Source organism: Bacillus sp. MYb78, from assembly GCF_002975115.1.
GTDB lineage: Bacteria > Bacillota > Bacilli > Bacillales > Bacillaceae_G > Bacillus_A > Bacillus_A cereus.
This window is the reverse complement of the sequence record NZ_PCOB01000002.1, coordinates 537,937-552,450: the sequence shown is the minus strand read 5'-3', so window position 1 is coordinate 552,450 and position 14,514 is coordinate 537,937. Positions and strand designations below refer to the sequence as shown.

Below are 14,514 nucleotides of genomic sequence, written 5' to 3'. Positions count from 1 at the left end.
ATTACTTGTCTTCTTTTACTTCTTCAAACTCAGCGTCAACTACATTGTCTTTCTTCGTGCCAGCGTCTTGTGCACCTTGCGCACCTTCTGCTTGACCAGCAGCTGCTTGAGCTTGCTCGTATAATTTAACAGTTAATTGTTGTACGATTTCTTGTAAAGCATCTTTTTTCGCACGAATTTCTTCAAGCTCGTTTTTCTCAATTGCAGCTTGTAATGCTTCTTTCGCTTCTGTTGCTTTTGCAACTTCAGCTGCATCTACTTTACCTTCTAAATCTTTTACAACTTTGTCTGTTTGGAATACAAGTTGGTCAGCTTCGTTACGAAGTTCAACTTCTTCCTTACGTTTTTGATCAGCGTCAGCATTTGCTTCCGCTTCTTGTACCATACGTTCTACTTCTTCATCAGAAAGACCTGAAGAAGATTGGATTGTAATAGCTTGCTCTTTGCTTGTTCCTAAGTCTTTCGCACGTACGTTAACGATACCGTTCGCATCAATATCGAATGTTACTTCGATTTGTGGAATACCACGTGGTGCTGGTGGAAGGTCAGTTAATTGGAAACGACCTAACGTTTTGTTGTCAGCTGACATTGGACGCTCACCTTGTAATACGTGAATGTCTACTGCTGGTTGATTATCAGCAGCTGTCGAGAATACTTGTGACTTACTTGTTGGAATTGTAGTGTTACGCTCGATTAATTTCGTGAACACGCCACCCATAGTTTCAATACCTAAAGAAAGTGGAGTTACGTCTAATAATAGAACGCCTTCTACATCACCAGTAAGTACGCCACCTTGAACTGCAGCACCTAATGCTACAACTTCATCAGGGTTTACACCTTTATATGGCTCTTTACCAGTTTCACGTTTAATAGCTTCTTGTACAGCTGGGATACGAGTAGATCCACCAACAAGAATAACTTTATCTAATTCGCTTGGAGCAAAACCAGCGTCTTTTAATGCACGACGAGTTGGCTCTAATGTTCTTTCAACAAGACCTGCTGAAAGCTCTTCGAATTTCGCTCTTGTTAACGTTAATTCTAAGTGTAATGGACCAGCAGCTCCAGCACTAATGAATGGTAATGAAATTTGAGTTTGTGTTACACCAGAAAGATCTTTTTTCGCTTTTTCAGCTGCATCTTTCAAGCGTTGAAGCGCCATTTTATCTTGGCTTAAATCAATGTTATTTTCTTTTTTGAACTCAGCTACTAAGTGATCGATGATAACTTGGTCAAAGTCATCGCCACCAAGACGGTTGTCACCAGCAGTTGAAATAACTTCGAATGTGCCGTCTGCTAACTCAAGGATAGATACGTCAAATGTACCGCCACCTAAGTCATATACTAAGATTTTTTGTTCTTCGTCTTGTTTTTCTAAACCGTAAGCAAGTGCTGCTGCTGTTGGCTCGTTAATGATACGCTCAACTTCTAAACCAGCGATACGACCAGCATCTTTCGTTGCTTGACGCTCTGCATCGTTGAAGTATGCAGGTACTGTAATAACAGCTTTCGTTACTGTTTCACCTAAGTATGCTTCAGCAGAAGCTTTTAAGTTTTGTAAAATGATTGCAGAAATTTCTTGAGGTGTATAATCTTTACCTTCAACTTCTACTTTGTAGTCTGTACCCATATGACGTTTAACAGACATGATTGTATTTGGGTTTGTAATTGCTTGGCGCTTTGCAACTTCCCCAACTTGACGTTCTTCATTTTTGAAAGCTACAACAGAAGGTGTTGTACGGTTTCCTTCTGGATTTGGGATAACCTTTGGTTCTCCACCTTCCATAACAGCTACACAAGAGTTTGTTGTACCTAAGTCAATACCGATAATTTTACTCATGGCGAATCCTCCTAGTTTTATGTAAATTATTGATTTACTTTTACCATTGATGGGCGAATCACACGGTCTTTTAATTTATAACCTTTTTGGAATTCTTCCACAACCGCGTTTGATTCAAATTCACTATCTTCCACTTGCATAATAGCTTGGTGTTCATTAGGATCAAACTGTTTACCAACAGCTTCAATCACTTCCACACCTTCTTTAGTCAGCGCTTCTAACAATTGACGATGCACCATTTCCATACCTTGTAACAAGGATTTCGTTTGCTCATCAGTCGCTTCCACTTGCATTGCTCTTTCAAAATTATCAAGAGCTGGCAAGATGTCTGAAACTAGACTTTGTGCTCTATATTTTTCAGCAGCCTGTTTATCCATTTGGACACGGCGCTTATAATTTTCAAAATCAGCTTGTAGACGTAATGTGCGACCTTCCGTTTCCGTTAGTTTCGCTTGTAACTCATCTACTTTTTCTTGTAAAAGAGCAGCCTCACTTTTTTCTTCTACAGTTTCTTCACTGTTTTCTGGCGTGACAGCTTCTTCAACTTGCGCTTCTTTTACTTCTTCTACCACTTGTTCGTTACGCTCTTCCACAATATTCACCTCCTTAAAAGGTATTAGGTATCATGCATAGCATGATTACCTAAGCATTATATATTACACACAGCAATGAAAATTTCATCACTTGAGCGAATGTATTACTCTCATTTACTTTTTAAGTCCATCAGTAAATTGTCTCGTAAATAACTGTAACAAACTAATTACACGAGAATATTGCATTCTCGTAGGACCTAAAATAGCAATTGTTCCAAGTTGCTCTTCGCCGATCGAATATGTTGCAGAAATTAAACTGCAATCCTCCATAGCCGTCGAAGTGTTTTCCCTACCAATTTTCACTTGAATCCCGACTTGTTTATGACGCAAAATGTCATAAAATTCGGCTTCATTATCAATCATGGTAAGCAAAGATCTAACCTTTTGAATGTCATGGAACTCTGGCTGCGAAAGCATATTTGCTTTTCCTCCAAAGTATATCTTTTCCGATAACGGAACTTGAAATGTACCATCTAACATTTTTATTGCACTATCGTAATTATGAACATACCCACGTAAAACTGTAACAATTTCCTTAAAGATTTTATTATGAAGTTCTTCCATCGGTACGCCAGATAGCTTTTCATTTAAAACATTAACCATTTTTTCTAAATCTGATAAATCAACAGATTCCGGAACGGTAATCGTTTTACTTTGTACATGCCCTGTATCAGTTACAATAATAGCGACTGCAGTTTGACGATCAAGCGGCACAATTTGTACATTTTTAAGTTTATTTGTACTTAACTTCGGTCCAAGAACAATGGCCGTATAATTCGTAAGTTCTGATAAAATTTGAGCAGATTGCTGTGCAATTTTTTCCGCTTCAAAAATTCTTTCAGCAAATAAATCTTTAATTTGTACAATTTCAGCGTTCGGTAAGTTTTGCGGCGCTAAAAGATGGTCTACATAAAATCGGTAGCCTTTCTCAGAAGGAACACGTCCAGAAGAACTGTGCGTTTTTTCAATAAAACCTAATTCTTCTAAGTCCGCCATTTCATTTCGAATAGTAGCTGAACTAAATGTGATTTCATCTTTTTTAGCCAACGTTCTAGACCCAACAGGCTGCGCTGATCCAATAAAGTCATCAATAATTGTTTGTAAAATTAAGAGCTGACGTTCCGTAAGCATCTCATCATCACCTCTGTTAGCACTCTTTGTCTTTGAGTGCTAAATCTATTAATAACTTACCAAAATTGACATTCAATTGTCAACGGAAACGTCACGAAATAATGAAACTTTTTCACGCCTATGGAACATTTAATTAGTCAATCAAAAATGATTGGAATACTTCATTCCCTAATAATTTTCCTTTTCGCGTTAAACGCACATGTCCATTTTCCTCTTCAAGTAATCCTTGTTCTTGATTGCTTTGTAACTGCTTCGCGAAAACTTGATCCATCTCCACATTAAATTTATTGCGGAATGCCGTTTTAGAAACACCTTTTGTTTTTCGAAGTCCTAAGAACAGTTCTTCTTCCATTCTTTCTTTCTCCGTCACCTTATGAACATCTAAATACGGAAATCCTGTTTCATCAATTTTATTAAAATATTGCTTCAGCGGACCTACATTTTGAATACGTTCCCCATTCACATAACTATGAGCTCCAGCTCCAAAGCCATAATACTCTTCATTATTCCAGTATGTGAGATTATGTCTACTTTTATTGTCACCTTTTGAGAAATTACTAATTTCATACTGGTTATAACCGTGTTTCTCCATTTCATCCATTACCATTTCATACATTTTAGCTTCATGGTCTTCACCCGGAAGACGCAATTTCCCTTTATTCATTAAGTTATAAAACACTGTTTTAGGTTCCACAATTAATGAATATGCCGAGAAATGTTGTACACCAAGCGTAAAAGCAATGTCTAATGTTTCCTTCACATCTTCTATCGTTTGTCCTGGCAAAGCATAAATAATATCTACATTAATATTTTTAAAGCCTACTTCCTGAGCTTCTCGAATTGCTAGGAATGCATCTTCCCTCGTATGCTTGCGCCCGATTTTCTCAAGCAGTTCATCACGGAATGTTTGCACACCAAAACTAATTCGATTCACTCCACCTTCTAGTAGTACATTCAACTTCTCTTTCGGTAGATCTCCTGGATTCGCTTCAAATGTCAATTCACAATTCGGAGCAAACGGACGCAAATGACGATTAATAATCTCGAGTAATTTTTTTGTCTGTTCCATATTTAACGCTGTCGGAGTTCCACCGCCCACAAAAATCGTTTTCATACTATCAAACGGAACTTTTTGAACCGTATTTATTATTTCCTTCTCTAAATAATCTAAATATTGATCAACCGGTTGGCGTTCAATAAACACTTTATTAAAATCACAATAGTGACAAATGTGCTGACAAAACGGAATATGAATATATGCAGCTTGTACCAAATATAACTCCTACCTTTCTAAAAAGAAAACCTCCGCACTCCGGAGGATTCTCTACTTCTCTAACGTATTACGAATTTGTTCCATTCGCATTTTTCCCCAATCATACATCATTTCAACGATCGGTAAAAGTGACATGCCTAGTTCCGTCATATAATACTCAACACGAGGAGGAATTTCGGGATATACTGTTCGATCAACAATCCCATCTTCCATTAACTCTTTTAATTGGTTCGACAAAACTTTATGAGAAATGCTTGGGAATAACCGTTGTAATTCACTAAAACGATGAGGCCCTTCCACACCAAGATGCCACAGTATCACAACTTTCCACTTTCCACTAATAATAGAAAGCGTCAATTCCTTTTCACAATTAAAATTGCCATTTTGTATTTTATCTTGAATATCTTTTCGAATATTTTCGGACATTAACAATCTCCTAACTCTATATGAACTAAAAAGCTCTCTCATTATTGTAAATGAGAGCTGCTCAGATGTCTAAAAAGTAATTATACAGAAAAAAGAAGCCGCATAAACGACTTCTTTTTTATTTCAAATATTAGTTGTCATCCATTTTCAGTACAGCCATGAATGCCTCTTGTGGCACTTCTACAGAACCAACAGACTTCATACGTTTTTTACCTTCTTTTTGCTTATCAAGAAGTTTACGCTTACGAGAAATGTCACCGCCGTAACATTTTGCAAGTACGTTTTTACGCATCGCCTTAATTGTAGAACGTGCTACAACTTTATTTCCGATAGTCGCCTGAATTGGTACTTCGAACTGTTGTCTCGGAATTAATTCTTTTAATTTCTCTACAATTACTTTACCACGGTCATACGCTGAATCACGGTGTACGATAAATGATAAAGCATCCACTTGTTCATTATTTAAAAGAATATCCATTTTCACAAGTTTAGATGGTTTATAACCAATTAACTCGTAGTCAAATGATGCATACCCTTTCGTATTTGATTTCAATTGATCGAAGAAGTCATATACGATTTCTGATAACGGGATTTCATATGTTAATGTAACACGCGTTTCATCTAAATATTGCATATCAATAAACGTTCCACGTTTACCTTGGCAAATTTCCATTACAGCTCCAACATAGTCATTCGGAACCATAATTGAAGCCTTCACAAACGGCTCTTCTACACGATCGATAGACTGTGGATCTGGCATATTAGATGGATTATCAACAATAACATCTTCACCGTTTGTTAAATAAACTTTATAAATAACGCTTGGCGCTGTTGTAATTAAGTCAATCTTAAATTCACGTTCAATACGTTCTTGAATGATTTCCATGTGAAGAAGTCCTAAGAATCCACAACGGAAACCAAATCCTAACGCTTGAGATGTTTCTGGTTCAAACTCAAGAGCAGAATCGTTTAACTCTAATTTTTCTAACGCATCACGTAAATCGTTATAACGAGCAGAATCAATTGGATACAGCCCACAGAATACCATCGGGTTTAATTTACGGTAACCTGGTAACGCCTCTGCAGCTGGACGTTTCGCATGTGTAATCGTATCACCAACACGTGTATCACCTACGTTTTTAATAGATGCTGCTAAGAAACCTACATCACCTACTGTTAACTCGTCACGTTGCGTAGTTTTCGGTGTAAATACACCTACTTCTGTTACTTCAAATTCTTTACCCGTTGCCATCATACGTACTTTATCGCCAACTTTTACCGTTCCATTTACAACACGGATATAAGCAATTACACCACGGTACGGATCATATAAAGAGTCGAAAATCATACATTGTAACGGCTCTTCTGAATCACCTGCCGGAGCTGGTACTTTTTCAACAATTTGTTCTAAAATTTCTTCAATACCAATTCCAGCTTTCGCAGAAGCAAGTACCGCTTCTGATGCATCTAAACCAATTACATCTTCTACCTCTTGACGTACACGTTCTGGATCCGCACTTGGTAAGTCGATTTTATTGATAACTGGTAAAATTTCTAAGTTGTTATCGAGCGCTAAGTATACGTTCGCTAACGTTTGAGCTTCAATACCTTGCGCTGCATCTACTACAAGAATCGCGCCTTCACAAGCCGCTAAACTACGAGATACTTCGTACGTAAAGTCGACGTGTCCTGGTGTATCAATTAAATGAAGAATATATTCTTCACCATCTTTTGCTTTATAGTTTAATTGAACTGCGTTTAATTTGATTGTAATACCACGCTCACGCTCTAAATCCATAGAGTCAAGCAACTGAGCTTTCATTTCGCGTTGTGTTAACGCATTTGTTTTCTCTAAAATACGGTCTGCTAACGTTGATTTTCCGTGGTCAATATGAGCAATAATAGAGAAATTACGAATTTTGGACTGTCTTTTTGCTCTTTCTTCTTTGTTCATCTATGTTCTCAACTCCTAATAGTCTCGCCAATATACACTAGCACTGATTATATCAATAGAGCAACAAAGATTCAATGAAAACTCGTGCTGCTTACGATACAAATCATTCTATCTATATCTTATGCGAATAAACCATAAGAGACAAACCCTTTTCAAATTTTAAAACGGTTGTCTTACAAATCAGTAAAACAACCATCTCCCATGCTACTCTTAGCTAAAAATCCCCTTTATTTTCCCAACAACTATATCCGTTCCGAACTTCGTCATTTCATAAGCTACACTTGCTACCGCCATCCCAATTCCTTCTACAACATTAAAACTTCTTAAACGTTCTAATTGTTGTTGTTTTTCTGAAGCTGAAAACGAACTACCCAAAATTTCTGATTCAACACCTGTACTCTCTGTCCCTGTCATATGAGCTATTTGTTCATACGACAATTGCCGATAACCTTTCATACTTTTCAAACCATGATTAGCAAGTGACACTCCTGCTATCATCATAAGTAAACATAAAGCTACACTACATATACACAAAAGCGCAAAACGACTCAAACTATTATCATCTTTCTCCCTCAATGTGTATACGCTCCCGTATTATCTTGATCAATTTGATGATGCAGCGCTGCATTTAAACCACTCGCTATTACATTCGCCATATCCTCAATAAAAGTATCTACTTCTTTTGGGGTCACCATTAAGTTATGACCAAGGGGCGATAGCACTTCATAAATCAACCTTCTTTTTTCTTCTTCTTCTAACGTACCAACAGCACCTAAAAACATATTTCGGCTCTTTTCATCTGGCATATCTTCTTCTGTTAATTTTTTCTTTTCTCCAAATGAAAATCCCGCTGGTAACAAAGATCTTGAAGGTTTGTTTCCTTCTTTCATCTCTCGACCAAAATGTTTCAAAATAAAATCAATTGTATCACTTGTAATCGAAACGGCATCGACCACAGTCGGAACACCAATTGCGATAACAGGGATACCTAATGTCTCGTTACTTAGTTCCTTACGTTTATTCCCAACCCCTGATCCAGGATGGATTCCAGTATCAGAAATTTGTATCGTGCTATTTACTCGTTCAATAGAACGAGCAGCTAATGCGTCAATCGCAATTACAAAGTCTGGATTTGTCTTCTCAATAATCCCATAAATAACATCGCTCGTTTCGATGCCTGTAATCCCCATTACCCCCGGCCGAATTGCACTAACAGGCCTGAATCCTTCTTCTACACTTTCAGGCTGCAATTGAAACAAATGTCTCGTTACTAATACATTTTCTACAACTATTGGCCCAAGAGCATCCGGTGTTACATTCCAATTCCCAAGGCCTACAATTAAACAGCTCGCTTCTTTTGTAACACCAACCTCTTCTAAGAAATAAGAAAATTCTTTTGCAAAAATACGCTCCACTTTTTGTTGAAGTTCTGTATCTTGCTGACGTATACCTTGTACTTCAAGCGTTAAATAATTTCCAGGTTTTTTACCCATCGCTTCAGAGGCAGCTTCATCAATTGTTACTTTTGTAATTATAGTACCTTCTTCTTCCCTCTCTTTTACAATTACCCCCTGTATCCCTTTTTGTTCTTCTTGGCTTTCTTGCAACATTTGATGAGCTTCTACAGCAAGGTCAGTTCTAACGCTATATTTACTTAAATCCAATGGTTCTTTCATCGTATCTCCTCCGTAATTCATAGTAAATATCGTTAGATTTCCCAAAGTTATATAAGGTCATTCTTTCCTTTACGTGAAATTTCATGGATATACTATTGCAATTCTCTTCACCGTTTGATAGAATATCACTTGTTCTATGTAAGAATCGAGTCATTCGATTGCACCAGGGAGGTGAAAAGTATGGCAAACATCAAATCTGCTATCAAACGCGCTAAACTTAGCGAAGAGCGTCGTGCACATAACGCTTCTATCAAGTCTGACATGCGTTCTGCTGTTAAAACTGTAGAAGCTTTAGTTACTAATAACGATCTTGAAAATGCTAAAGAAGCTTTCAAAACTGCTTCTAAAAAACTTGACAAAGCAGCTCGTAAAGGTCTTATCCACCAAAACGCTGCATCTCGTCAAAAATCTCGCTTAGCGAAACAAGTAAACGCGTAAGGCGTTTAAAAAACGATCCATTTGGATCGTTTTTTTATATACAAAAAAAGTTCATGCACTAGGTACATGAACTTTTTTGTGTCATCACATATGATTTAATCGCATTAAGAAAAACTCGAGCACAAGTTTCTTATCCATCTTTCCCGTCTTCATACTATAATCAGCTTCTGCTAATTCTATAATCACTTTTTTTAATTCTTCAAAAGAGAAAAATTTCGTTTGATTCATCGCCAATTTTACACGATACGGATGTACACCAATATGAGATGCAATTTGATTTTGCCCATAACCACGTTGCTGTAACTCTTTCACTTGATACAACAAACGGAATTGACTCACTAATAACGCAAGCAATTTAATCGGCTCTTCCTGCTGCGTAAATAATCCATCCAAAATTCGCATTGCACCTGCAATATCTTTTTTCACCACTTTTTCTGTCAAAGCAAATACATTTTGCTCAACTGATTTTGGCACAAGCTCTGCAACAAGTTTCGTCGTAATCTCTCCGCCCATACCAACGTATAACGTTAACTTGTCCATTTCCTTCGCCAACATCGTTACATTACTTCCCACAAGCTCTAGCAACAAACTAACAGCCGCGTTATCAATGTGCACATGCACTTCATCTGCACGAGCAATAATCCACTTCTGAACATCCTGCACTTGCATCGCATTCGCTTCTACTACATCTGCTGTTTTCTTTAATAGTTTTGTAATTTTTTTTCGCTCATCAAGTTTTTCGTAAGGCGCAACAAAAACAAGAATAGAAAATGGAGAAGGTTCACCAATGTATTCTTCTAAAATTTTTATATTTTGCTCTAACTTTTCTTTTTGCGAAGTCAGAAATAGCGGTGATTTTATTAACAGTACTTTCCGTTCTCCAAAGAAAGGAAGCGTACGCGCATCCTCAACCACATCTTCTAAATATGCTTCTTCCAAATCGTATGTCACAACATTAAACTCTCGATCTTCTTCTTCAAGTGCTTCTGTCGTAATAAGCTTTATCGTTTCATTTATAAAAAAAGCTTCCGTTCCATATAGTAAATATAACGAAGCAAACTGTTTCTTTTTAATTTTTTTATGTATATCACTCATACTTTTTCCTACTCCCTAACTTGGCAATATATATTTATACTAATGCCCTAGCTTTTGTTTTACAAGTACAAAGGAACAGGCTTTATAACCCGTCCCTTTATTTATATTAAACGCCACGCAATAAGCCCCGGGTTTCTTATTGGTGTGCGGTAATCACCTTCCCTTTATTATTCACAATAAAAATTCGAGTATAAGTGCCAACTGTTAACATGCTTGGAAACAAAAAACTCACGTTACTTCATGATCTAAAAGTAGCAAAAAAGCTCATTTTCTCTTCATATGGAAATTGTAGATTTTTTTCTGACAATATTCTATACTAAAGTGGAATGTTGGGGAGGGATTCTAAATGAATGATTTTGAACAAAACGTTCAAAGTAAACGCAATGACGCTATTGATTCAGGGGTAGGATTTATCGTCTCATTTGGTTTTTTCGCAACACTTTTCATCATTGCAACTGTTATTAAATTTATCGGTTCTTAAAGGCTGCCACTTCATGGCAGTCTTCTCTTTTTCACCTATTATATGTCTTATCGTATGTGATTTTACTTTGAAAGGTTCCATTTTCCCCTTTAAAAACATAGGAAATAGCACCTTGCTTGTCCGTGCGCCATATCGCACTCCCCATCTTCTCCAAACGCTCTATCACTTCTTTATGCGGGTGTCCATATCTATTCTGCTTACCAACAGATATAATCGCTACACGGGGCTGTATAACGTTCAAAAAAGACTCTATAGATGACGTGTTACTTCCATGATGAGCAACTTTTAAAACATCTACTCGCAAATCTGGATACGCAGATACTAAAAACTGCTCTCCTTCTTCTTCTAAATCGCCTGTAAATAGCCACGTCAATCCTCCAAATTTTGCCCATATTACAATTGAAGCATTATTTTCACTTTTTTCTTTTCCTTTTGGAGCTAAAACGAAAAATTCAGCTTCATTTACACTCCAATTTTCCCCTTCCCCCACTTCAGTTATTTTCATTTCCTTTTCTAATGCCTGTTTCTTTACTACTTTTTCTAATACTGCATCTTTTCCCTTCCGGCCAAACACAACTTCTTTTACAGGTATATATGATAATAATTCTTGCGCAGCACCTATATGATCTGCATCTCCATGCGTTACGATTAATTTATCAATTGTTTTAATACCTTCTTTTTGTAAATAGGGTATTAAAACATCATTTCCAACAGAAAATTCATGCTTTTTTTGTTGCCACTCTTCCTTATTGACACGAAGCGTTCCACCTGTATCAATAAGATAAACCCCTTTATCATACGGAAGGCGAATTAATATTGCATCACCTTGTCCAACATCAATAAATGTTACACTTCCACTTCCTCTAAAATATGGATATACATAATGACACGTGCTAATAAAAAGAAATATACTCACAACTATACAAACCATTTTTTTCGGCGCTCTCCTTTCCCAAACCATCAATATACTGACAATACTCGCGCAATATACAGCTACAAGATTGAAGGACGTTTTCCCGAAAATAAGCTGGTTAAATGGTAAACTTTCACAATAACTTAGAAAAACATTAGACATACTCAAGCCTATTGATAACACATCCGCAAATCCTTTTGCGAGAAACGGGACAATTGGCATACACAGTAAAATAATAATGCTACATGGTAATACAATGGTAGATAAAAACGGAACGTATAAAAGATTGAGGAAAATGCTATATGGAGAAAAATAACCAAAGTGATATAACAAAATCGGAGTACTAACGAGCTGTGAAATGATAGAAATATAAATAGAATTTCGGATTACTCCGTTGCTACTCACTAACAATAACGGAGCAGACAAAAGTAAAGCGAAGCTACCTACAAAAGAAAACTGAAATCCAATATTAAAAACAAGATAAGGGTCATATATAAGCATACATATAGCTGTTACACTTAAAGCATCTAAACTAGATAAACGAATCGAGCACATAAAAGCAATCAACGTCAAAACTCCTGTTATAGAAGCCCTTATAACAGAGGGTGACGCTCCTGCTAAAACCATATACAAAGGAATACAAATGATAAGGCAAATTATTGCTACCTCCCTCGTCGCACCACTTCTTAGCAAAATAAAATATACTATCACCATTAACAATACAATGTGCGAACCTGAAATTGCTAACAAATGTACAAGACCAAACTGTTGATATTGCTCTTCCACTTCAAACGTCATTTGTTGTCTATCACCAAATAGTAACGCATTCATAAAAGCACCTGATTGCTCTGGAAACATCTCTGTAACTTTCGAGATTACTTGTTGCCTCAAAAGGAGAATCCGTTGTATGAGCGACAGTGATGTTTTATAGCATTCAGAAATATATGTAGCCTCAAATGTGAAATGAATATGTTGCTTGTATAAATAATCACGGTAATTAAAACCATGAAAATTCCGAGCTGTTTGCGGTTCTTTCCTCTCACCCTCGAATACACATGATATCCCTGCGTATAATTGTTGCATTTTTTCCTTTTCCAAGGCTGATTTTATTCTATAACTTAACTGCACTATATTTTTATTGTGATCTTCAAACTGAAAAGATAGGCGATCTCCATTAACAAGCGGTGTATTTTGTATAACCCCTCTTGTAACTCCATAGGACTCTCCTAGAGACTTATTCCACCCTTGAACATAGGAAGTGTATATAGCGCCACTAAAGCACGCTACAATGCAAAAAAAGAAGGTTTTACGCGAAGTGCGATATAAACAGAAGAAAACATTTAAAAAGAGGCAAAAAACTATCAATAAAAGTGACGAGGAAAAGGCAATTGCAATCCCTATTATAAACGAGATTGCAACATACCCCCATTGTTCCTGCAACTTATACTCACTCCTTATAGCATCATTTTTGTTTTCGTGAATACATGCTGTAATTCTTCCATTGATAAATTATCTTTTTCTAAAGACGCAAATAATTCTTTTAACTCCGTATAACGTTTTTGCTCCTCTAATGCAGCGATATCATATTCTAGCGGAACGTGCTTCACTGTTACATTCGCTTGTTCAAATAACTCTATGGCGTATGGATGATTTTTATAATCCTGCGCATAATAAACCGCTGTAATACCACTTTGAATAATTGCCTTACAACATTGTAAACAAGGGAAATGCGTAACGTAAATTTCTGCTTCCTCTGTTTTCGCACCAAACTTGGCACATTGTAATAAAGCATTCATTTCGGCATGAATTGTCCGAACACAATGATTATCGATTACGTAACAACCATCATCTATACAATGTACGCCACCTTTAATCGAACCATTATATCCACCAGCAATAATTCGTTTATCGCGAACGATTGTCGCTCCTACCGCAAGCCTTGTACATGTACTACGTAACGATAGTAGATGGCTTTGCGTCATAAAATATTGATCCCATGAAATTCGTTCCATATTTTTCACCTACTTTTTTGTCTACTTGTAGTGTAGCGAAAGAAGAAAAACTTCGTCAATCTTTTACGGAATAATAATTTGATCTTTTATCTTTTCAAGAGACTTCGCACCAATCCCATCAATCTCTAATAAATCTTCTATTTTCTGAAACGGACCATGCTCTTCTCGATATTTCAAAATACTTTCTGCCTTTCGAGAGCCAATCCCTGTAATTTTTTCCAATTGCTCTTTCGCTGCTGTATTTATTCGAATCTTGCCATCTTCCTTAGAAGAAGTAAACATCCCTTGTTCTGACTCATTTTTACTCGGTATATAAAGAAGCATTTGATCTTGTACAATTTGTGCTAAATTCACTTTTTTCATATCTACTTCTGATAAAAAACCACCAGCCTTTTGAACCGCATCCTTTACGCGATCTCCTTCCTTCATTTCATATACCCCTTCTTTATTAACCGCTCCTTTCACATCAATTATAATTGTTCTTTTCTGTTCCTTTGTATCCGATATTTTCGGTTTACCCTTTTTTTCTATCTCCTTCTCTTGCACATTCATTGTAATAGGCGTTCGTTCTACACTCTGATTCGTTTTCCAAAAAACAAGAAAAAGTAAAGTTCCAATAATAGCTACTAAACCTAACCACTTTTTCGGAAAATCCCACATCATTTTACACCTCTAATCATAAATT

At 36.7% G+C, this 14,514-nt stretch carries 14 protein-coding genes; 2 read left to right on the top strand and 12 right to left on the bottom strand.

Going from position 1 to position 14,514, the window contains the following annotated elements; genetic code table 11:
• Position 1 precedes the first annotated feature (1 nt).
• The 8 genes from dnaK to gpr form a co-directional block, all read right to left on the bottom strand.
• Positions 2–1,837 (bottom strand): chaperone protein DnaK, encoded by a 1,836-nt coding sequence (gene dnaK, locus CQ064_RS06840; protein ID WP_000034701.1) that lies wholly within the window; start codon positions 1,835–1,837, stop codon positions 2–4.
• A 26-nt stretch (positions 1,838–1,863) separates the two neighbouring features.
• Positions 1,864–2,430, bottom strand: a complete 567-nt coding sequence (gene grpE, locus CQ064_RS06835) for a nucleotide exchange factor GrpE (RefSeq protein WP_000392711.1) — start codon at positions 2,428–2,430, stop codon at positions 1,864–1,866.
• Positions 2,431–2,544: 114 nt separating this feature from the next.
• Complete coding sequence (gene hrcA, locus CQ064_RS06830) at positions 2,545–3,561, bottom strand: heat-inducible transcriptional repressor HrcA (RefSeq protein WP_000954942.1); 1,017 nt, start codon at positions 3,559–3,561, stop codon at positions 2,545–2,547.
• A 133-nt stretch (positions 3,562–3,694) separates the two neighbouring features.
• A complete protein-coding gene (hemW, locus tag CQ064_RS06825; RefSeq protein WP_000249436.1) occupies positions 3,695–4,834 on the bottom strand; it encodes a radical SAM family heme chaperone HemW in 1,140 nt (379 codons plus the stop codon).
• Between the two features lie 51 nt (positions 4,835–4,885).
• A complete protein-coding gene (locus CQ064_RS06820) occupies positions 4,886–5,260 on the bottom strand; it encodes a winged helix-turn-helix transcriptional regulator (RefSeq protein WP_001293539.1) in 375 nt (124 codons plus the stop codon).
• A 130-nt stretch (positions 5,261–5,390) separates the two neighbouring features.
• Positions 5,391–7,214, bottom strand: coding sequence for an elongation factor 4 (gene lepA, locus CQ064_RS06815; protein WP_001030948.1), 1,824 nt, complete (start codon positions 7,212–7,214; stop codon positions 5,391–5,393).
• A gap of 210 nt (positions 7,215–7,424) precedes the next feature.
• Positions 7,425–7,790 carry a YqxA family protein gene (locus CQ064_RS06810; RefSeq protein WP_001207095.1) on the bottom strand — a complete coding sequence of 122 codons (366 nt, stop codon included), beginning with the start codon at positions 7,788–7,790 and terminating at the stop codon, positions 7,425–7,427.
• Positions 7,787–8,890: a GPR endopeptidase gene (gene gpr, locus CQ064_RS06805; RefSeq protein ID WP_000662646.1), complete on the bottom strand. Its 1,104-nt coding sequence runs from the start codon at positions 8,888–8,890 to the stop codon at positions 7,787–7,789. The genes CQ064_RS06810 and gpr overlap by 4 nt, the downstream gene beginning before the upstream one ends.
• A gap of 180 nt (positions 8,891–9,070) precedes the next feature.
• Between gpr and rpsT the strand changes: the two genes are divergently transcribed.
• Positions 9,071–9,328 (top strand): 30S ribosomal protein S20, encoded by a 258-nt coding sequence (gene rpsT, locus CQ064_RS06800; protein WP_001274012.1) that lies wholly within the window; start codon positions 9,071–9,073, stop codon positions 9,326–9,328.
• Positions 9,329–9,412: 84 nt separating this feature from the next.
• On the opposite strand, the gene holA is transcribed toward rpsT, so the two are convergent.
• On the bottom strand, positions 9,413–10,423 hold the full coding sequence (holA, locus tag CQ064_RS06795) for a DNA polymerase III subunit delta (RefSeq protein ID WP_001279934.1): 1,011 nt from the start codon (positions 10,421–10,423) through the stop codon (positions 9,413–9,415).
• Between the two features lie 346 nt (positions 10,424–10,769).
• Between holA and CQ064_RS06790 the strand changes: the two genes are divergently transcribed.
• Positions 10,770–10,904 carry a YqzM family protein gene (locus CQ064_RS06790; RefSeq protein WP_000997609.1) on the top strand — a complete coding sequence of 45 codons (135 nt, stop codon included), beginning with the start codon at positions 10,770–10,772 and terminating at the stop codon, positions 10,902–10,904.
• 31 nt (positions 10,905–10,935) lie between these two features.
• On the opposite strand, the gene CQ064_RS06785 is transcribed toward CQ064_RS06790, so the two are convergent.
• The 3 genes from CQ064_RS06785 to CQ064_RS06775 form a co-directional block, all read right to left on the bottom strand.
• Complete coding sequence (locus CQ064_RS06785) at positions 10,936–13,257, bottom strand: DNA internalization-related competence protein ComEC/Rec2 (protein WP_014482143.1); 2,322 nt, start codon at positions 13,255–13,257, stop codon at positions 10,936–10,938.
• Between the two features lie 14 nt (positions 13,258–13,271).
• Positions 13,272–13,829, bottom strand: coding sequence for a ComE operon protein 2 (locus CQ064_RS06780; RefSeq protein ID WP_000439774.1), 558 nt, complete (start codon positions 13,827–13,829; stop codon positions 13,272–13,274).
• A gap of 63 nt (positions 13,830–13,892) precedes the next feature.
• Positions 13,893–14,492 carry a helix-hairpin-helix domain-containing protein gene (locus tag CQ064_RS06775; RefSeq protein ID WP_000989936.1) on the bottom strand — a complete coding sequence of 200 codons (600 nt, stop codon included), beginning with the start codon at positions 14,490–14,492 and terminating at the stop codon, positions 13,893–13,895.
• Positions 14,493–14,514 lie beyond the last annotated feature (22 nt).